This window comes from Polaribacter sp. Z022 (assembly GCF_023555495.1).
In the GTDB taxonomy this organism is placed as follows: domain Bacteria; phylum Bacteroidota; class Bacteroidia; order Flavobacteriales; family Flavobacteriaceae; genus Polaribacter.
The window spans coordinates 38,210-57,271 of sequence record NZ_JALCZO010000008.1; the positions used below are offsets into that span (position 1 = coordinate 38,210).

Annotated in this window: 18 protein-coding genes; 12 read left to right on the forward strand and 6 right to left on the reverse strand. The window is 28.5% G+C overall.

Features of this window, described 5'->3' with window-relative positions; all coding sequences use genetic code 11:
• The first annotated feature begins 15 nt into the window (after positions 1-15).
• The 10 genes from msrB (at position 16) to MPF13_RS14810 (ending at position 10,391) form a co-directional block, all read left to right on the forward strand.
• A complete protein-coding gene (msrB, locus tag MPF13_RS14765) occupies positions 16-468 on the forward strand; it encodes a peptide-methionine (R)-S-oxide reductase MsrB (protein ID WP_249983534.1) in 453 nt (150 codons plus the stop codon).
• 1 nt (position 469) lies between these two features.
• Positions 470-1,006 (forward strand): peptide-methionine (S)-S-oxide reductase MsrA, encoded by a 537-nt coding sequence (msrA, locus tag MPF13_RS14770; RefSeq protein WP_249983535.1) that lies wholly within the window; start codon positions 470-472, stop codon positions 1,004-1,006.
• 67 nt (positions 1,007-1,073) lie between these two features.
• On the forward strand, positions 1,074-1,322 hold the full coding sequence (locus tag MPF13_RS14775) for a glutaredoxin family protein (protein WP_249983536.1): 249 nt from the start codon (positions 1,074-1,076) through the stop codon (positions 1,320-1,322).
• On the forward strand, positions 1,319-2,875 hold the full coding sequence (locus tag MPF13_RS14780) for a protein adenylyltransferase SelO (protein WP_249983537.1): 1,557 nt from the start codon (positions 1,319-1,321) through the stop codon (positions 2,873-2,875). The genes MPF13_RS14775 and MPF13_RS14780 overlap by 4 nt, the downstream gene beginning before the upstream one ends.
• A 165-nt stretch (positions 2,876-3,040) precedes the next feature.
• Positions 3,041-3,985 carry an aldo/keto reductase gene (locus MPF13_RS14785; RefSeq protein ID WP_249983604.1) on the forward strand — a complete coding sequence of 315 codons (945 nt, stop codon included), beginning with the start codon at positions 3,041-3,043 and terminating at the stop codon, positions 3,983-3,985.
• Positions 3,976-4,476: a peptide-methionine (S)-S-oxide reductase gene (locus MPF13_RS14790; protein WP_249983538.1), complete on the forward strand. Its 501-nt coding sequence runs from the start codon at positions 3,976-3,978 to the stop codon at positions 4,474-4,476. Before MPF13_RS14785 ends, MPF13_RS14790 begins: the two co-directional genes overlap by 10 nt.
• Positions 4,477-4,526: 50 nt before the next feature.
• Complete coding sequence (locus tag MPF13_RS14795) at positions 4,527-5,543, forward strand: XdhC family protein (RefSeq protein WP_249983539.1); 1,017 nt, start codon at positions 4,527-4,529, stop codon at positions 5,541-5,543.
• On the forward strand, positions 5,536-6,129 hold the full coding sequence (locus MPF13_RS14800; RefSeq protein ID WP_249983540.1) for a nucleotidyltransferase family protein: 594 nt from the start codon (positions 5,536-5,538) through the stop codon (positions 6,127-6,129). Before MPF13_RS14795 ends, MPF13_RS14800 begins: the two co-directional genes overlap by 8 nt.
• A gap of 196 nt (positions 6,130-6,325) precedes the next feature.
• Positions 6,326-10,012, forward strand: coding sequence for a metallophosphoesterase (locus tag MPF13_RS14805; RefSeq protein ID WP_249983541.1), 3,687 nt, complete (start codon positions 6,326-6,328; stop codon positions 10,010-10,012).
• 4 nt (positions 10,013-10,016) lie between these two features.
• Positions 10,017-10,391 (forward strand): DUF423 domain-containing protein, encoded by a 375-nt coding sequence (locus MPF13_RS14810; protein ID WP_249983542.1) that lies wholly within the window; start codon positions 10,017-10,019, stop codon positions 10,389-10,391.
• Here MPF13_RS14810 and MPF13_RS14815 read toward each other — a convergent pair.
• The 6 genes from MPF13_RS14815 to MPF13_RS14840 form a co-directional block, all read right to left on the reverse strand.
• Positions 10,388-11,233, reverse strand: coding sequence for a hypothetical protein (locus MPF13_RS14815; protein ID WP_249983543.1), 846 nt, complete (start codon positions 11,231-11,233; stop codon positions 10,388-10,390). The genes MPF13_RS14810 and MPF13_RS14815 overlap by 4 nt on opposite strands.
• 10 nt (positions 11,234-11,243) lie before the next feature.
• Complete coding sequence (locus MPF13_RS14820) at positions 11,244-12,080, reverse strand: TPM domain-containing protein (protein WP_249983544.1); 837 nt, start codon at positions 12,078-12,080, stop codon at positions 11,244-11,246.
• The gene (locus tag MPF13_RS14825) at positions 12,077-12,514 is read right to left on the reverse strand and encodes a TPM domain-containing protein (RefSeq protein WP_249983545.1); all 438 of its coding nucleotides are present in this window, start codon (positions 12,512-12,514) and stop codon (positions 12,077-12,079) included. Before MPF13_RS14825 ends, MPF13_RS14820 begins: the two co-directional genes overlap by 4 nt.
• 1 nt (position 12,515) lies before the next feature.
• The gene (locus MPF13_RS14830) at positions 12,516-13,127 is read right to left on the reverse strand and encodes a LemA family protein (protein ID WP_249983546.1); all 612 of its coding nucleotides are present in this window, start codon (positions 13,125-13,127) and stop codon (positions 12,516-12,518) included.
• Positions 13,128-13,242: 115 nt separating this feature from the next.
• Positions 13,243-13,572, reverse strand: a complete 330-nt coding sequence (locus MPF13_RS14835; RefSeq protein WP_249983547.1) for a MerR family transcriptional regulator — start codon at positions 13,570-13,572, stop codon at positions 13,243-13,245.
• A 12-nt stretch (positions 13,573-13,584) separates the two neighbouring features.
• Positions 13,585-14,553: a M23 family metallopeptidase gene (locus MPF13_RS14840; RefSeq protein ID WP_249983548.1), complete on the reverse strand. Its 969-nt coding sequence runs from the start codon at positions 14,551-14,553 to the stop codon at positions 13,585-13,587.
• 161 nt (positions 14,554-14,714) lie between these two features.
• Here MPF13_RS14840 and alaS point away from each other — a divergent pair, with 161 nt between their 5' ends.
• Complete coding sequence (alaS, locus tag MPF13_RS14845) at positions 14,715-17,333, forward strand: alanine--tRNA ligase (RefSeq protein ID WP_249983549.1); 2,619 nt, start codon at positions 14,715-14,717, stop codon at positions 17,331-17,333.
• Positions 17,334-17,438: 105 nt separating this feature from the next.
• Positions 17,439-19,061, forward strand: a complete 1,623-nt coding sequence (locus tag MPF13_RS14850; RefSeq protein WP_249983550.1) for a DUF1800 domain-containing protein — start codon at positions 17,439-17,441, stop codon at positions 19,059-19,061.
• Position 19,062: the final 1 nt, after the last annotated feature.

Genomic DNA, 19,062 nt, shown 5'->3' on the forward strand with positions numbered 1-19,062 from the left:
AAAGGAAACCACAATATGCTTACTTGGAAAGAAATTATCAATTTTACTTTAAAAGGAAACCCAACTCCAGACAAAAGAGTTGAAAAATCTGAAAAAGAATGGAAAGCTCTATTAACTGAAGAGCAATTTAGAATTACAAGATTAAAAGGAACAGAAAGACCTCACACAGGTGCTTTATGTAGTATTTATGAAGAAGGTAAGTACAACTGTATTTGTTGTAACACTCCTTTGTTTGATTCTACTATAAAGTTTGACTCTAGTTCTGGATGGCCAAGTTTTACACAACCCATTAAAGAAAATGCTATAAAATATCATAAAGATATTTCTTTTGGTATGGTTAGAGTAGAAGTTATGTGTAATACTTGTGATGGTCATTTAGGACACGTTTTTCCTGATGGTCCAGAACCAAGTGGATTACGTTATTGTATAAATTCTGAATCTATGATTTTAGAGAAAGAGAATTCTTAAAATGAAAAATAATTTACAAATTGCCACTTTAGGAGGTGGATGTTTTTGGTGTACAGAAGCTGTATTTCAAGAAGTAAAAGGTGTAGAAAAAGTTGTATCTGGTTATGCTGGGGGTCATGCTCCAGGAAAACCAACTTATAGAGAAATTTGCTCTGGTTTAACTGGTCATGCAGAAGTAATTCAAATTACATTTAATGCAGATTTAATTTCATATGAAGACATTTTAGTCATTTTTATGACAACACATGATCCTACAACTTTAAACCTACAAGGTGCAGATAAAGGAACACAATATCGATCTGTAATATATTATCACAATGACCATCAGAAACTGATTTCTAAAGAGGTTTTAAAACAGATTCAAAATTATTATGATGATAAAATTGTGACAGAAATTAGCCCTTTACCTGTTTTTTATGAAGCAGAAAAAGAACATCAAAATTATTATAGAGAAAACTCTCAACAAGGATATTGCAGCTATGTTATTGCTCCAAAATTATCAAAATTGAGAAAATTACATGCAGACAAATTAAAGTAAAAATGTCTGTTCGAGCGCAGTCGAGAACTAATAAAACTTTTCGACTTCGTTCAAGGAAACAGTTAAAATGAAAAAAATCATTAAATTATTTGGTACAGAAAGGTGCCATAAATCTCAATATTATAAAACATTTTTAGAAACGCGTAATTTAGATTACGCGTTTTTAGATGTAGAACAAAATGAAAACTTTGCAGAAGAATTACGTAACTTGTATGAAAATAGAAAACTAAATTTCCCTACAATTACCATAAATGATAAAAAACTAAGAAATCCTTCTAACAAAGAGCTTCAAAAATGGATTGACAATTTATTATGAAACTAAACATAAAAAACATATTTACATCAGAATTACCAGCAGATACTATTTTAGAAAACTCTAGAAGACAAGTTTCTGAAGCTGTTTATTCTTTTGTAAAACCTAAGAAAACCAAAAAACCAAAAGTTATACATGTTTCGCAAGAAATGACTCAAGAATTAGGTATTTCTGAAGATGAAACAAAATCAGAATTCTTTAAAAACATTGTAACTGGAAATGAAATTTATCCAAATACAAAACCATATGCAATGTGTTATGGTGGACATCAATTTGGAAATTGGTCAGGTCAATTAGGAGATGGAAGAGCTATTAATTTATTTGAAATTGAACACAACAGCAAAAACTGGAAAGTCCAATTAAAAGGCGCTGGTGAAACCCCATATTCTAGAACTGCAGATGGTTTAGCAGTTTTACGTTCTTCTATTAGAGAATATTTATGTAGTGAAGCCATGTTTCATTTAGGCATTCCAACAACACGTGCATTGTCTTTAAGTTTATCTGGTGATGATGTTTTACGTGATGTTTTATACAATGGAAATCCTGCTTATGAAAAAGGTGCTATTGTTTCTAGAATTTCTCCTTCTTTTTTACGCTTTGGCAATTTTGAAATTTTTGCAGCAAGAAAAGATTTAAAGAATTTAAAAAAATTAGTTGATTATACTATCAATCATCATTTTTCGCATTTAGGAAACCCTTCAAAAGAAAATTATATCAACTTTTTTAAAGAAGTTTCAGAACGTACTTTAAAAATGATAATTGATTGGCAAAGAGTTGGTTTTGTTCATGGAGTAATGAATACTGATAATATGTCTATCTTAGGTTTAACTATAGATTATGGACCTTATGGTTGGTTAGAAGGTTTCGATTTTGGTTGGACACCAAATACAACAGATAGACAAAACAAACGATATAGATATGCAAATCAACCCAATATTGGTTTGTGGAATTTATATCAACTAGCAAATGCTTTGTACCCAATAATTGAAGAAGTAGAACCTTTAGAAGCTATTTTAAATCAATATAAAATAGATTTTGAAAAGCAATCTTTACAAATGATGAAAACTAAATTAGGTTTATTTGTAGCTGATGAAGATGATATAAAATTGATTCAAGAATTAGAAGACAACCTACAATTAGCAGAAACAGATATGACTCTGTTTTTTAGATATTTAAGTAATTTTTCAGAAGCTTCTACGGCTTTTAAACTCATTGAAAATGCTTTTTATGATTTAGAAAACATCTCTAAAGATGTAAAAAAAAGATGGGATATTTGGTTTCATAAATATGAAAACAGACTTAGCATAGAAAGGGTTTCATTTGAAGAAAAAAAACAAAAAATGAATGACGTAAATCCTAAATATGTGTTACGCAATTATATGTCTCAAATGGCAATTGATGAAGCAGATAAAGGAAATTACGATTTAATTGATGAATTATATCAACTCTTAAAAAAACCATATTCTGAACAACCAGAAAATGAAAAATGGTTTGCAAAAAGACCAGAATGGGCAAGAAACAAAGTAGGTTGTTCTATGTTATCTTGTAGCTCATAAAAAAATAAATTAATTTGTCCTTTCGACCTTGTGGAGAAATCTATACAATTTCAAAATCAATAAAAAGATTTTTCGACTTTATTATTTTGCTCTGCAATGCTATCTTCAAACAAAATATATTTTGTTTTCAATAATGCTCAAAATGACAATTCTAAAAAAAATAAAATTATGATTGGTTTAGGAACTGCTGCCTTAGGAAGACCTCAATATATAAATGTACGTCAAGAAGATTGTGATAACTCAAATTTAACTGAATTTAGAAAACAAAGTTTTTCGGTTATAGAAGATGCTTATAATGCTGGAATTCGATATTTTGATACTGCTCCTGGTTATGGATTAGCAGAAGAATTAGTTTTAGAATGGTTGCAAACTAAAAACGACAAAACAATTGAAATTGGAACAAAATGGGGATATACATACACAGCAAATTTTGATGTAAATGCAGCAGTTCATGAAGTAAAAGAACATAGTTTAGCTAAACTGAATGAACAATGGAAATTCTCTAAACAATTACTACCTTACTTAAAAGTGTATCAAATTCATTCTGCAACTTTAGAAACTGGAGTTTTAGAAAATGAGGATGTTTTAAATGAATTGGCGCATTTAAAAAAAGAGCACAATCTTAAAATCGGAATTACAACTACAGGGACTAATCAAATTGAAGTAATTAAGAAAGCTTTAAAAGTTGAAATTGATGGAGAACAATTTTTTGATTTATTTCAAGTAACGTATAATTTTTTAGACCAAAGTTTACAAGAAATTTCAGAAGAATTACTTAGCCAAAATAAATCTATAGTAATTAAAGAAGCTTTGGCAAATGGTCGTGTTTTTAGAAATGAAAACTATCCTCATTATCAAAAAATGTATGCTACTTTAGAAGATTTAGCATCAAAATATAATGTTGGTATAGATGCAATTGCACTAAAATATGGTTTACAAACTATTCCAAATGCTACAGTTTTAAGTGGTGCAAGTAATACCAATCAATTTTCAGAAAATCTAAAAGCGAATGCTTTTATGCTTTCTGATGATGATATTGAGTTACTCAGTTCTTTTAAAGTTTCTCCTGATTTTTATTGGACTGAAAGAAAACAATTGCAATGGAATTAAACAAAATTGCTTTTGGAGGTAGTTGTCATTGGTGTACAGAAGCTGTTTTTCAATCTTTACTTGGAGTTGAAAAAGTGGAACAAGGTTGGGTAGCTTCTACCCAGAAAAACAATACTTTTTCTGAAGCCGTAATTGTTCATTTTGATAGCTCAAAAATCAACCTAAAAACCCTAATTGAAATTCATTTATTAACACATAAAAGTACAAGTAATCATTCTATGCGTTCTAAATATCGCTCTGCGATTTATTATTTTACTTCTAATCAAAAATTGGAAAGCTTAAAAATAATTGATAAATTACAACGTCAATTTAACAACAAGATTATAACTCAGATTTTAGAATTTCAACAATTTAAACCTTCAACAAAAGAATTTCAAAATTATTATCAATCTAACCCTGAAAAACCTTTTTGTAAAAGATATATAAATCCTAAACTAGCTCTTTTACAAAAAGAATATAAAAACGAATTCAAGGGTAAAATCATTTCATAAAGAAAAGCTTAAAAGTTACTATATTAGTAATCTAATAATAGAAACTATTAATGATTCACGAACTCAAAGAAATTATAAATCAAGCATACATCAACCAAAAAAAGGGATTGAAAAACGTATTAGCATCTGTGGTTCATTTAGAAGGTTCATCTTACAGAAAACCAGGAGTTAGAATGTTAATTTCTGAAAATCTAAGTTCTGTTGGTGCTGTTTCTGGAGGTTGTGTTGAGAAGGAAATTATTCAAAGATCAAAGTCTGTTTTTAAAGATAATAAACCTAAAATAATTACTTACGATGGTAGATATAGGTTGGGTTGTGAAGGAGTATTATATATTTTATTAGAGCCATTTTCTATTTCAGACGAACTGCTTAATGCATTTTCAAATGCAAATAAAAATAGAGAAACAATAAAAATTGAAAGCAATTTTAAAACTGAAGATGAAGTTTTTGGCAATTTTGGATCTTGTATAACTTTCAAAAACAAAACAAATTATTCCTTTTCTAACACTTTTAATTACACTTCTAAAAAAGGAAATATTTTTACTCAAATATTACAACCAAGTTTTAGATTAATTATTATTGGAGGAGAACATGATGCCGTAAAACTTTGTAAAATAGCGGCTAATTTAGGTTGGGAAATAAATGTTATTACTTCTGCAAAAGACAGCAAACAAATCTCTGATTTTCCTGGAGCAAATTCTGTAGTTGGTGACTCTCCTGAAACAATTCAATTTTCTAATATTGAAGAGAATACTGCTATCGTAATTATGAATCATAGTTACGTTCAAGATTTAAAATATGTAGTAAAACTATCTGAATACAACCCAAAATATATAGGTATTTTAGGTGCTCCAAATAGAAGAGAACGTTTATTTAATGAACTTTTTGAGTTTGTACCTGATATTTCTGATGAATTTTTAGAAAATATATACACTCCTGCAGGACTACATATTGGCGCACAAACTCCCGAAGAAATTGCAATTTCTATTATTGCAGAAATTTTATCAATTTCAAGAAAAAAAGAACCTTTTTCTTTGAGAAAATTAAATGGTAAAATTCATGGATAATATGAATTCTATAGCTGTTTTAGTTTTAGCTGCAGGTAAATCTTCTAGAATGAAAGACATAAAACAGCTTCTAAAAATAAATAACAAAACATTATTAGAAACTGCTTTAGAAAACGGTAAAAAAATAAATCCAGATAATGTAATTTGTGTTTTAGGTGCTCATGCAGAAAAAATTAAAAAAGAAACTTCAACAAAAAATATCACATACATCTTTAATAATAATTTTGAAAAAGGTTTAAGCTCTAGTATTGTTTGTGGTGTTAATTATATTGCTAAAGAACATTCAAATTTAACCTCAATACTAATATTACTTGCAGATCAACCCAAAATAGATTTTCAATTTTTAAATGAATTGGTAAGTATTTATCAAAAAAACACGACTAAAATAGTTGCTTCTAGTTATGGAGATAAAAAGGGTGTGCCTGCAATTTTTCCTAAAATTTATTTTGAGAAATTAAAGTTATTAAAAGGAGATAAAGGCGCTAAAGAATTTTTAAATTCTAATAATATAGATATTGCTTCAATTAATTCTTTAAAATTAATAGATATAGACACTAAAGAAGATTATATAAACTTTTTAAAATAATGTATCCATATCACATTAAAACAAAGAATTAAAAAAAGCTGAGTTTATACAGTTTGGACATAAAAAAGCATAAATAAAAATCTCCTTATTTAGTGTTCTATTTTAAAACAGAACCTCAGAAAAGACCAATAAGAGAACATAGATTTGAAAAATATAAGGTACTCTTAATACAAATATAAATTTATACTTTTGCTTCATGGATACATATAAGTCGTTTTTATATTTTATAACAATAGTATTATTTACAAGTTGTGCAACATACAAAGCTCAATATTCTGGTGATAAAACTTTAAAAACGACTCCTGATTCTTCTAAAATAGAGCATACATTTTATTTAATTGGTGATGCTGGCAACTCTACAATTAATGAAAACTCTCCTGCTTTAAATTTCCTTGAAAAGAACATTAAAAGTGCTTCAAAAGATGCCACTTTACTATTTTTAGGAGATAATGTTTATGAAACAGGAATTCCTAAGAAAAAATCTAAAAAATATCCGTTAGCAAAAAGAAGAATTGAAGCACAAACAGATGTTGCTAAAAAATTTAAAGGAAATTCAATATTTATACCTGGAAATCATGATTGGTATAATGGCTTAGATGGATTAAAAAGAGAAGAAAAATTAGTAGAAAAGGCTTTAGGTAAAAATTCGTTTTTCCCACAAAATGGTTGTCCACTAAAAAAAATAGACATCTCTAAAAACATCGTTTTAATTGTAGTAGATACTCACTGGTATTTAACAGACTGGAACAAACACCCAACTATAAATGACAATTGCGAAATAAAAACCAGAGTTAAGTTTTTAGATGAATTTGAGGGGTTAATTAAAAAATCTAGAGGTAAAACAACAATAATTGCTCTACATCACCCAATGTTTACTAATGGTTCACATGGTGGTCAATACTCACTAAAAAGCCATTTAAATCCTTTACCAATTTTAGGGTCAGTAAAAAATTTAATCAGAAAAACATCTGGATTAACTAATACAGATATTCAAAACAAAAAGTACAATCAACTAAAAAAACATTTAGTTACAATTTCTCAAGAAAACAATAAAACAATTTTTGTTTCTGGTCATGATCATAATTTACAATATTTAGTAAAAGATAATCTGCCTCAAATAATTAGTGGTTCTGGCTCTAAAACAACTCCCACAAAATTAACTGAAGGAGCAAAATTTACTTATGGAGAACAAGGGTTTGCAAAACTAAAAATTTATAAAGATGGTTCTTCAAATGTTAGTTTTTACGCTGTAAAAGACAATAAAATAGTTTATGAATCAGAAGTTTTACCCGCAAACAAAAAGAAACTATTTACAACTTTTCCACAAAGATCAATAACAGAGAAGAAAGCTTCTATTTACACTAAAACAGAAATTTCTAAAAGTAAATTTTATAAATTTTTATGGGGAGAACGTTATCGTAAATATTTTGGAACAGAAGTTATTGCTCCCACTGTAAACTTAGACACACTTTTTGGAGGATTAAAACCGGTAAGAAAAGGTGGTGGACATCAATCTAAATCTTTAAGGTTAGAAGATAAAAAAGGAAGAGAATATGTTATGCGTGCAATTCGTAAAAATGCAGTGCAATATTTACAAGCAGTTGCTTTTAAAGATCAATATATAGAAGGACAATTTAATGATACAGAAACAGAAGATTTATTAAATGATGTTTTTACTGGCTCACATCCTTATGCGCCTTTTACAATTGGAACATTAGCTGATGCTATTGGTGTTTTTCATACAAATCCTGTTTTGTATTACATTCCTAAACAAAATAGTTTAGGCCATTTTAATAACGAATTTGGTGATGAATTGTACATGATAGAAGAAAGAGCAGCTTCTGGTCATGGGGATAAATCTAGTTTTGGTTTTGCTAATAAAGTAATTAGTACAGACGATTTGTTAAAGAATTTAAATAAAAACGAAAAACATATTTTAGATGAAAAAGCATATATAAAAGCTCGTTTATTTGATATGTTAATTGGAGATTGGGATAGACATGAAGACCAATGGAGATGGGCTGTTTTTAAAGAAGGAAAACAAACTATTTACAGACCAATTCCTAGAGATAGAGATCAAGCTTTTTCTATTATGGGAGATGGATTATTACTAAATTTTGCCACAAAAATAGTTCCTGCTTTAAAATTAATGCGTCCTTATAATGAAGAATTAAAAAGCCCAAAATCTTTTAATTTAGAACCTTATCCTTTAGATATGGTTTTAATTACAAAATCTTCAAAATCTGATTGGGATGCTCAAGTGAAACACATTGTAACAAATCTTACAGATAGTGTAATAGAAAAAGCATTTACAAATTTTCCAAAAGAAGTAAATGATAAAACAGTTTTAGAAATAAAAAGAAAACTACAAGGAAGAAGAAAAAACCTTCAAAAAATATCAGATTCTTACTTTAAGGATGTAAATAAATTTCAAGTAATAAGAGGTACAGATAAAGATGATTGGTTTGACATTGAAAGATTAGAAAATGGCGAAACTAAAATTACAGGATATAGACTAAAGAAAGGTAAGAAAAACACCATTTTACATCAAAAAACATATAAAAAAGAACACACCAAAGAAATCTGGATTTATGGTTTAGATGACAAAGATACTTTTGTTGTTAAAGGGAAAGGAAAGTGTGAAATAATGATTAGGATTATTGGCGGCCAAAACAACGATAACTACAATATTTTAAATGGTAAAAAAGTAAAAATTTACGATTACAAGTCTAAGAAAAACACTTTTACAACCAAAAAAGGTAAAATTAAATTAACAGATGATTATCAAACTAATGTATATGATTACAAAAAGTTAAAAAAGAATCAATACATGATTTCTCCAACTATTGGTTTTAATCCAGATGATGGAATTAAAATTGGTGTTTCTAATGTTTATACGGTTTTTGGTTTTGAAAGAAACCCTTTTTCATCACAACATATGCTTTATGGTGCCTTTTATTTTGCTACAAATGGTTTTGAAGTTGAATATTCAAGTGAATTTGCTAACATTTTTTCTAAATGGAATTTAGGCTTTGATGCACGTATAACAAGTCCTAATTTTGCAATAAATTATTTTGGCTTAGGAAATAATTCTTTAAACCCCGAAGCCAAAGATCTTGTAGAAGAAGACTTTAATAGAGTTAGAATTAAAGAATTAACTGCGGGTTCTTTTATCCATTGGAAAGGAGATTTAGGTGCAAAAATTAAACTAGGTGCAAACTTTCAAAGTTTTAAAGTAGAAAATACTCCTGGAAGATTTATAAACTCACAACTAAACCCGAATTCTTTTAAAAACCAACAGTTTATTAACACTGAAGCCAGTTATGAATTTGAAAATAAAGACAATCCTACCTTTACAACTAATGGAATGAAAACCGAATTAAAATTAGGCTATACTTCTAATTTAAATAACAGTAATAGTTTTGGTTATTTTATTCCTTCAATTTCTTTTGATCAAAAATTAAGTTCTAGTGGAAAATTAGTTTTTGCTACCAAATTAAAATCTCATTTTACTTTTGGAGATAATTTAGAATTTTATCAAAAAGCAAGTATTGGAGGTAATAATAATGGTTTAAGAGGATATAGAAACCAACGTTTTACTGGTAAAAATTCTTTTTATCATTCTTCTGATGTAAGATTACTTTTAAGCAAAGTTAAAACAAGTCTTGTACCTTTAAATATTGGAGTATATGGAGGTTTTGATTATGGAAAAGTTTGGGGAGAACAAACATTAACAATGAATCCTGGAAAAATAAAAAACTGGAATACTTCTTATGGTGGAGGTTTTTTTATTGATGCTGCTAGTATGTTAGGTGCAAATGTTGCTGCTTTTAATAGTGATGATGGGCTAAGAATTGCAATTGGATTAGGTTTTAAATTTTAATATAATGAATGAAATAGCGTTAATATTTGGAGCAGTTTTTGGTCTACTTTCTGTAATTTTTGGAGCATTTGGAGCTCATTTACTAAAGAAAAAACTAACAACAGAACAATTACAAAGTTTTGAAACTGGTGTAAAATATCAAATGTATCATGCAATTGTATTACTTGTTTTGGGGTTTCAACTAAATAATGAAAGTGCCAATAATTATATTATTAATGCTTTTATTATAGGAATAATTCTTTTTTCTTTTTCTATTTACGGATTGGTAATTTCATCTGCAAATAATAAAAAAATAAAAATATTAGGACCAATTACACCTTTGGGAGGTTTATTTTTAATTATTGGATGGGTCTTATTAATCTATAAATTTATAAACTAGTTTATAGATAATTCATAAAAATTACCACCAACTCCATGAGCTTTTTCATCGGTAATTAAAAGTGTGTTTTTGTTTTTAAACGCAACTCCTTCCTTTTGAGATATTTTTTTTAAAACTATTTTTTTAACATCTCCAGATAAAAAATTATCGCTTTTAAAATTCGTAAATATTAAAACAGAAGCAGGAGTTAACAAGGCTACTTTGTTACCATCTTTAGAAATATCTGCAGAAGTTATCCAAGAATCCATTGTTTTTCCATTATCAAATTCAGATATAAATTCTGCTTCATGGTTTCCTTTTTTTGCAGGAACTTTATATAATGAAGTTTTACCAAACTTATCTTTTACCCTGCTTTTAGTAAAAATATAAAATGCATTTTTATAATAGAAAAAAGCTTCAGAATCAAAATATAACTTTTTCTTTTTTGGTGGAAACTTAGATTGATTTGGATAATAAAACTTAATTTTTTCTACGGGTACTTTTTTAGAACTCGATAAATCTTTGTGCTTTATTTTTAAAATTGCTAAATTTTTACGTTTACTATAATTGTTTCCAAAATCACCTATATAAAGATTTCCATTTTCATCAGAAGTTAAATCTTCCCAATCGTTATTTTTAGCCTTTATAGAAATATCTCTAATGATCTTTCCTTTTTTAGAAACGCCATAAATTTTAGATTTATTACCTCCATCATTTAACATCCAAATTAATTTAGACTTTTCTACGATTTCTGTACCAGAAACCTCTTCTAAATTTTTTGAAAGATTAGAAATTAACTTTAAGCTTCCAAAATCATTACAACTTAAGCATATAAATAAAAATAATAAGAAACACTTTTTCATAGTAAACATATTACCAACCTCCAGAGGCACCTCCACCTCCAAAGCTTCCACCTCCAAAGCCTCCACCAAAACCACCTGAAGAACCTCCAAAGCCTCCACCAGAAGAACCTCCAAAACCACCAAAGCTTCCTCCACCTCTACCAGCGTTACTTAAGATTATGGTGTCTAAAATACTACCTGCAACATCTCTTTTTCTAATTCTTCTTCCTCCTCCTCTATTATTTTTATTTCCTCTAGAAATTAATAGAAAAATTACAAAAATTATTAAAATAAAGGGTAAAATACTGAAGTCAGAATCAGATTCTTCTTGTCTTGAACCTTTAAACTCGCCATTTAATGTCATGAAAATATAATCTGAACCTTGATTTAAACCAGCATAATAATCTCCTTTTTTAAATTCAGGAATTATAACTCTTTCAATAATTCTTTTAGATTGAAAATCGGTAAGTAAATGCTCTACACCTTTACCTGCCTGAATTGTTATTTTTCTGTCATCTTTTGCCAACAACATTAAAACTCCATTATCTTCTTTAGCTTGACCAATACCCCATTTTTCACCCCAATTTGCTGCTAAATAAGCAATATTTTCACCTTCGGTTGATGAAATTATAGCAACTACAATTTGAGTGGATGTAGTATCTGAATAACGAACTAACTTATTTTCTAAATTTGTTTTTTGAGTTGGTGTTAACAAGTTTGTATAATCGTAAACACTTGTTTGAAACTTAGGTTTTTCTGGTATTATGTATCCTTGAGAAAAAAGACTTAAAGAAAACAGAAAACTAAGTACTACTAACCATTTTTTACTAAAAACCAAAAACTGAGAACTAACAACTATCTTTTTCATCCTTTAGAAATTTCGTTAGACAGTTCATTTTCATCATCAATTTGCCAAGGAAAATGGGCTTTTAATTCTTCACCAGCTTTTAAAATTCCTTCAACCAAACCTTGTTTAAAGTTACCTTGTTTAAAATGAGATTGCATAACATCTTTGGTTGAGTTCCAAAAATCATCAGGAACAACATTGTTAATTCCTTTATCACCATAAATAACAAACTTTTTATCATTTACAGCTACATAAATTAATACCGCATTTTCATCTTTGGTATTATTCATTTTTAACAGATGGAATACTTCTAATGAACGCTCATCATGATTTTTCTCTGAAGACGCTTCAATATGAACACGAATTTCACCAGAAGTATTTTTCTCTGCAATTCTAATAGCAGAAATAATTTCTTGTTCTTCTTCTGGAGTAAGAAATGCTTCTACTTTAGACATATTATTGTTTTTTCTTATTAAAATCGAAATTAATATCTGGCGCGTTTTCTGATCCTGGATTTGATTTATAACGATCCATTTCATCAAAATTAAAAATACCTGCTAATACAGAATTAGGGAATATTTTAATATGTTTATTGTAAATATTTACACCTTCATTAAAACGATCTCTAGCAATATTAATTCTGTTTTCTGTTCCTTCTAATTGACTTTGTAACTCTAAGAAATTTTGATTTGCTTTTAAATCTGGATATCTTTCAACAACTAATAAAAGTTTTGATAATGCACCACTTAAACCACTTTGTGCTTGTTGAAATTGTGCCATATTATCTGCAGTTAAGTTATTAGCATCTATAGTTGTAGAAGTTGCTTTAGATCTTGCTTCTATAACTTGTGTTAATGTTTCTTTTTCAAAATCTGCAGCACCTTGTACAGTTTTTACTAAATTACCAATTAAGTCGTTTCTACGTTGGTAAGCACTCTCTACATTAGACCAAGTTGTTTTTGCATCTTCTTGTAAAACAACAGCTTCGTTGTTAAACCCTTTTGCCCAATTATAGATTCCAAATACAATAACAGCAATAACTATTACAGGAATTAACCATTTTTTCATAATTTTTAAATTTTAATTTGTTGATTTTCTGTCTTACAATATTACCTAATATTCTTGAGATTATAAAGAATATTGAAGTCTATCACATAGGTTAGACACATAAAAAAGTGAAATGTTACAATTGATTTTTTATTTTAACCAATTCTGCTTTTACAGCTTCTAGTCTTGTAATAATCTCATGTTTGTCAAAAGTAGAATCTGGATTTTTCTTTAACTTTTGTTTTGCTCCATCTAAAGTAAAACCTCTTTCTTTTACAAGATTAAATATTAACTTAAAGTTTTTAATATCTTCTTGTGTAAACAAACGATTTCCTTTAGCATTTTTTTTAGGCTTAATAATATCAAACTCTTTTTCCCAAAAACGAATTAAAGAGGCATTTACATTAAAAGCTTTGGCAACTTCGCCTATTTTGTAGTAACGTTTTTCTGGTAAATCTACATGCATAAAGCTATTTGTTTAATCATAAGATTGACCTTCTTCTTCTGCAGCTTTTTGCATTGCAGCAAATTCTTCTGGAGTTAAATCTCCATAATAAAAGTTAATAGGATTTAAAGCTCTATCATTTTTATGAACTTCGTAATGTAAGTGAGATGATACTGAACGACCTGTGTTACCTACATAACCAATTAAGTCTCCACGTTTTACTTTTTGTCCTTTTCTGGCTTTCATTTTACTCATGTGCGCATAAATGGTTTTATACCCATAACCATGATCTATATAAATTACTTTACCAAAAGTTGCACTTCTCTGAGCTCTAATTACAGTTCCATTACCAGATGCATAAATTGGTGTACCTGTTGGTGCAGTAAAATCCATACCTTTATGAAACTTTCTAATTTTTAAAATAGGATGCATTCTCCATTTATAACCAGATGCCATTCTTGTTAAATGTTCTAATTTTACTGGTAAAATTGCTGGTATAGAAGCCAACATTTTTTCTTTTTCTTTAGCTAAAACTACAATTTCATCTAAAGATTTAGACTGCACAACTAATTGTTTAGATAATACATCTACATCTTTAGTAAGTTTTGTAATCATTGTAGAATTATCAAAACCATCTAAGTATTTATATCTATTTACACCACCAAAACCTGCTTTTCTTTGTTCGTCTGGTATTGGATTTGCTTCAAAATAAGTACGGTAAATATTATTATCTCTTTCTTGTAGTTGAGCTAAAATAGAAGATCCTTCTTCCATTCTTTTTGAAAGCAGTTCATAATGTAATTTTAAATTTTCTAGTTCTCTTTTTTGTGCCCTTTCATTAGGCGACATTATAAATTGACTAAAAACTATAAAACCTATAAAAGCTGTAAGAAATAAAGCTAAAACTCCAAAAATAGTTTTCTTATAGTAATCGCCTTTCTTTACAGTTATTTTCCTGTAAGAAAGTGTGTCTGCATCGTAATAATATTTTACTTTTGCCATAAGAGGATTTATACTATTTTTGTACTGTTAAAATGAATTTTAAATTAAAACTCATTTATAATAACACACAAATTTACAAAATGTTTTACAATTGCTTTTTTAAAGCGATTTTTTTTAAAATTAAATTAACATAATCCAACTTGTTGGAAACTTCTTTTCTTATGAAATCACAAGATATTCGCGCTACTTTTTTAAACTTTTTCAAAGAAAAAGAACATTTAATTGTTCCTTCTGCACCAATGGTTACTAAGGATGACCCAACATTAATGTTCGTAAACTCTGGAATGGCCCCATTTAAAGAATATTTCTTAGGAAATGGAAAACCAAAAAAGAACAGAATTTCAGATTCTCAAAAATGTTTGCGTGTTTCTGGTAAACATAATGATTTAGAAGAAGTTGGTTATGACACGTATCATCATACTTTATTTGAGATGTTAGGTAACTGGTCTTTTGGAGATTATTTTAAGAAAGAAGCAATTGCTTGGGCTTGGGAATTATTAACCGAAGTTTATAAAATTGATAAAGACATTTTATACGTAACTGTTTTTGAAGGTTCTGATGATGCAGACAACCTTAAAATGGATACAGAAGCTTATGACATTTGGAAACAATATATTTCTGAAGACCGTATTTTAAAAGGAAATAAAAAAGATAACTTTTGGGAAATGGGCGAGCAAGGACCTTGTGGACCTTGTTCTGAAATTCATGTTGATATTCGTTCTGCTGAAGAAAAAGCCAAAGTAGATGGTAAAACTTTAGTAAACGAAGATCATCCTCAAGTAGTAGAAATTTGGAATTTAGTTTTTATGCAATTCAATAGAAAAGCAAATGGAACTTTAGAAGAATTACCAAATAAACATATTGATACAGGTATGGGATTTGAGCGTTTATGTATGGTTTTACAAAACGTAAAATCTAATTATGACACTGATGTTTTTACACCAATTATTAGAGAAATTGAAACGATTACTGATGTAAAATATGGTGTAAATGAAAAACAAGATATTGCAATTCGTGTAATTTCTGACCATGTTAGAGCAGTTGCCTTTTCTATAGCAGATGGTCAGTTACCAAGTAATACTGGTGCAGGTTATGTAATTAGAAGAATTTTAAGAAGAGCAGTTCGTTACGGATTTACATTTTTAGACAAAAAAGAACCTTTTATTTATAGATTGGTAGACGTTTTAAGCAACAAAATGGGTACTGCTTTTCCAGAATTAAAAGGACAAAAACATTTAATAGAAAATGTAATTAAAGAAGAAGAAACTTCTTTTTTAAGAACTTTAGATCAAGGTTTATTATTGTTAGATAGAATTATAGAAAACACACCTAACAAAGAAGTTTCTGGTGATAAGGCTTTTGAATTGTATGACACCTATGGTTTTCCAATAGATTTAACATCTTTAATTCTTTCTGAAAAAGGATTAACATTAGATGAAAAAGGTTTTGAAGCTGAATTGCAAAAACAAAAAAATAGATCTAGAGCTGCAAGTGAAATGTCTACAGATGATTGGACAGTTTTAGCAGAAGATGCTCAAGAAGAATTTATTGGTTACGATGCTCTAGAAGCAAATGTAAAAATTACACGATACAGAAAAGTTACTTCTAAGAAAGATGGAGAAATGTATCAAATTGTTTTTAACTTAACTCCTTTTTACCCAGAAGGTGGAGGTCAAGTTGGAGACAAAGGATATTTAGAAGATGCAAGAGGAGATGTAATTTATATAGTTGATACAAAAAAAGAAAACAATGTAATTATTCATTCAACTAAAAATTTACCTAAAAGTTTAGAGGGTATTTTTAAAGCTGTTGTAGATAAAAAACAACGTAACAGAACAGAATGTAACCATACAGCAACTCACCTTTTACATCAAGCATTAAGAGAGGTTTTAGGAACACATGTAGAGCAAAAAGGTTCTGCAGTACATTCTAAATATTTACGTTTCGATTTTTCTCATTTTTCTAAATTAACCGTTGATGAATTACGCGAAGTAGAAAACTTTGTAAACAGAAGAATTGAAGGTAAATTACCATTAGAAGAAAGCAGAAATGTAACTATGGAGCAAGCACTTGCTGATGGTGCAATGGCTTTATTTGGCGAAAAATATGGAGACACTGTTAGAGCTATAAAATTTGGTCAATCTATTGAGTTATGTGGTGGAACTCACGTAAAAAACACAGGAGATATTTGGCATTTTAAAATTAAATCTGAAGGTGCTGTTGCATCAGGAATTAGAAGAATTGAAGCTATTACAAACGATGCTGTAAAAGATTTTTACTTTGAAAACAATAGAGCATTATTTGAAATTAAAGATTTACTAAACAATACTAAAGAGCCTGTAAAAGCTGTACAAAAACTACAAGAAGAAAACGTAGCTTTACAAAAACAAATTGAGCAACTCTTAAAAGACAAAGCTCAAAATTTATCGGGTGAAATTAAAAACCAATTACAAGAAATAAATGGTGTACAATTTTTAGCTACTAAAGTAGATTTAGATGCTAATGGAATTAAAAACTTAGCATTTTCTATAGGTAAAGAACATCAAAATTTATTTTTACTATTTGCTTCTGCTCCTAAAAAAGACAAAGCAATGTTAACTTGTTATATTTCTAAAGAATTAGCAAATGAACGTGGTTATGATGCAGGTAAAGTAGTTAGAGAATTAGGTAAATTAATTCACGGAGGTGGAGGTGGTCAAAATTTCTTTGCTACTGCTGGAGGTAAAAATCCTGGAGGAATACCTAAAGTATTAGAAAAAGCCAAAGACTATTTAGTATAAGTTTTAAATTTTAATCTTAGTATAATAGCATTTACATAAAAGCTATAGTTTCAAATAAAAAAATAGTAAATTTGAAACTAATGGATATTCATTTTATACTAACTCATGCCCTATTTAGATTCATATTCTGGTAATTGGACTTCAAAAGAAGCAAGACACTTATTAAAAAGAACTTCTTTTGGTATTACAAATGTTTTAGTTTCTGAAGCTACCACTTTAGGATTAGAAACTACTATAAACAAATTATTTGAAATAAATGATTTACCAGAACCCCCATTAAAATCTATATTTGATGGTACAGGTAATGATGAAATAAATGATCCTGGTGCTAATTATGGAGAAACTTGGGTTAATGCTCCTGCTTACCCAACAATTTCAGAAGGAGAAAATAGAGCAAAAATATATAGATCTAGAAATAGATCTTTATATGCTTGGTCATTCTTACAGATGCAAAATGCTGGAATTTCTATTAGAGAAAAACTAACACTTTTTTGGCACAATCATTTTGTTTCTGAAAATATAAATCCTCATAGAGAGTATTATTACATGAATGTTTTACGAAACAACGCTTTGGGTAACTTTAAAGAGTTGGTAAAACAAGTTACTGTAGATACAAATATGTTATTGTATTTAAGTGGATCTAAAAATACAGATGCTGCACCAAATGAAAATTATGCAAGAGAATTATTAGAACTTTTTACCATAGGTAAAGGTGAAGCTGTAGGTAATGGAGATTATACAAATTACACAGAAGATGATGTTGTACAAATTGCTAAAATTTTAACTGGTTGGAGAGTTAATGGATTAAAAAATGAAAATGCATTAAATTCTTTCTTTTCAAACTGGAAGCATACAAAAGGAGACAAAACCTTATCTCACAGATTTAATAATGCTATAATTTCTGAAAATGGCGAAAATGAATACAAAGATTTAATTGATACAATTTTTGAGCAAGAAGAATGCTCAAGATTCATCACCAGAAAATTATACAGGTGGTTTGTAAATTCTGATGTTACATCAGAAATTGAAACCAATATAATAGAACCACTAGCAGAAATAATTAGAAACAATAATTATGATATTTCTCCTGCTTTAAAAGTTTTACTTTCATCAGAGCATTTTTTTGAAAGTACCTTTTGCATGATTAAAAGTCCTATTGACTTTATGCTATCTGTAACAAACTCACTATTGGTTTCAGCACCTACAACTTCTATAAAAGAAGAATATGATTTTGCTTTTGTGTTATATTTAGCAACTACAGATTTAAATCAATCTATATTTCATCATCCAGATGTTGCAGGTTGGAAAGCTTATTATCAAGAACCTTTATTTTACAAAATTTGGGTAAATAGCTATTTGCTTCCTAAAAGATTAGATTATGCTAGAATAATAGTAACTGGAGGTGATTTAATTATTGATGAAAAAAAATACAATGTTCCTCCTTTGGTACCTGTATTATATATAGCAAGTCAAATACCAAATGCACAAGACCCAAATGTTTTAATAACAGAATTATCAAACCAATTATTTAATTATCCTATAATTCAATCTCAAATAGATGCTTTAAAAGACATTTTAATACCTGGATTGCCAGATTTTGAATGGACTGTAGAATATTCTAATTTCTTAAATAATCCAGCTGATGAAGCTTTAAAAATATCTGTAGACAATAAACTTAGAAGTTTAATTGCTGTAATGGTACAAATGTCAGAATTTCAAATAATGTAAT

What these genes read in the sequence shown, in the direction of transcription:
- msrB (WP_249983534.1), top strand. Translation starts at nt 16, where the DNA reads ATGCTTACTTGGAAAGAAATTATCAATTTTACTTTAAAAGGAAACCCA.
- msrA (WP_249983535.1), top strand. Translation starts at nt 470, where the DNA reads ATGAAAAATAATTTACAAATTGCCACTTTAGGAGGTGGATGTTTTTGG.
- MPF13_RS14775 (WP_249983536.1), top strand. Translation starts at nt 1,074, where the DNA reads ATGAAAAAAATCATTAAATTATTTGGTACAGAAAGGTGCCATAAATCT.
- MPF13_RS14780 (WP_249983537.1), top strand. Translation starts at nt 1,319, where the DNA reads ATGAAACTAAACATAAAAAACATATTTACATCAGAATTACCAGCAGAT.
- MPF13_RS14790 (WP_249983538.1), top strand. Translation starts at nt 3,976, where the DNA reads ATGGAATTAAACAAAATTGCTTTTGGAGGTAGTTGTCATTGGTGTACA.
- MPF13_RS14795 (WP_249983539.1), top strand. Translation starts at nt 4,527, where the DNA reads ATGATTCACGAACTCAAAGAAATTATAAATCAAGCATACATCAACCAA.
- MPF13_RS14800 (WP_249983540.1), top strand. Translation starts at nt 5,536, where the DNA reads ATGGATAATATGAATTCTATAGCTGTTTTAGTTTTAGCTGCAGGTAAA.
- MPF13_RS14805 (WP_249983541.1), top strand. Translation starts at nt 6,326, where the DNA reads ATGGATACATATAAGTCGTTTTTATATTTTATAACAATAGTATTATTT.
- MPF13_RS14810 (WP_249983542.1), top strand. Translation starts at nt 10,017, where the DNA reads ATGAATGAAATAGCGTTAATATTTGGAGCAGTTTTTGGTCTACTTTCT.
- MPF13_RS14815 (WP_249983543.1), bottom strand. Translation starts at nt 11,233, where the DNA reads ATGAAAAAGTGTTTCTTATTATTTTTATTTATATGCTTAAGTTGTAAT.
- MPF13_RS14820 (WP_249983544.1), bottom strand. Translation starts at nt 12,080, where the DNA reads ATGAAAAAGATAGTTGTTAGTTCTCAGTTTTTGGTTTTTAGTAAAAAA.
- MPF13_RS14825 (WP_249983545.1), bottom strand. Translation starts at nt 12,514, where the DNA reads ATGTCTAAAGTAGAAGCATTTCTTACTCCAGAAGAAGAACAAGAAATT.
- MPF13_RS14830 (WP_249983546.1), bottom strand. Translation starts at nt 13,127, where the DNA reads ATGAAAAAATGGTTAATTCCTGTAATAGTTATTGCTGTTATTGTATTT.
- MPF13_RS14835 (WP_249983547.1), bottom strand. Translation starts at nt 13,572, where the DNA reads ATGCATGTAGATTTACCAGAAAAACGTTACTACAAAATAGGCGAAGTT.
- MPF13_RS14840 (WP_249983548.1), bottom strand. Translation starts at nt 14,553, where the DNA reads ATGGCAAAAGTAAAATATTATTACGATGCAGACACACTTTCTTACAGG.
- alaS (WP_249983549.1), top strand. Translation starts at nt 14,715, where the DNA reads ATGAAATCACAAGATATTCGCGCTACTTTTTTAAACTTTTTCAAAGAA.
- MPF13_RS14850 (WP_249983550.1), top strand. Translation starts at nt 17,439, where the DNA reads ATGCCCTATTTAGATTCATATTCTGGTAATTGGACTTCAAAAGAAGCA.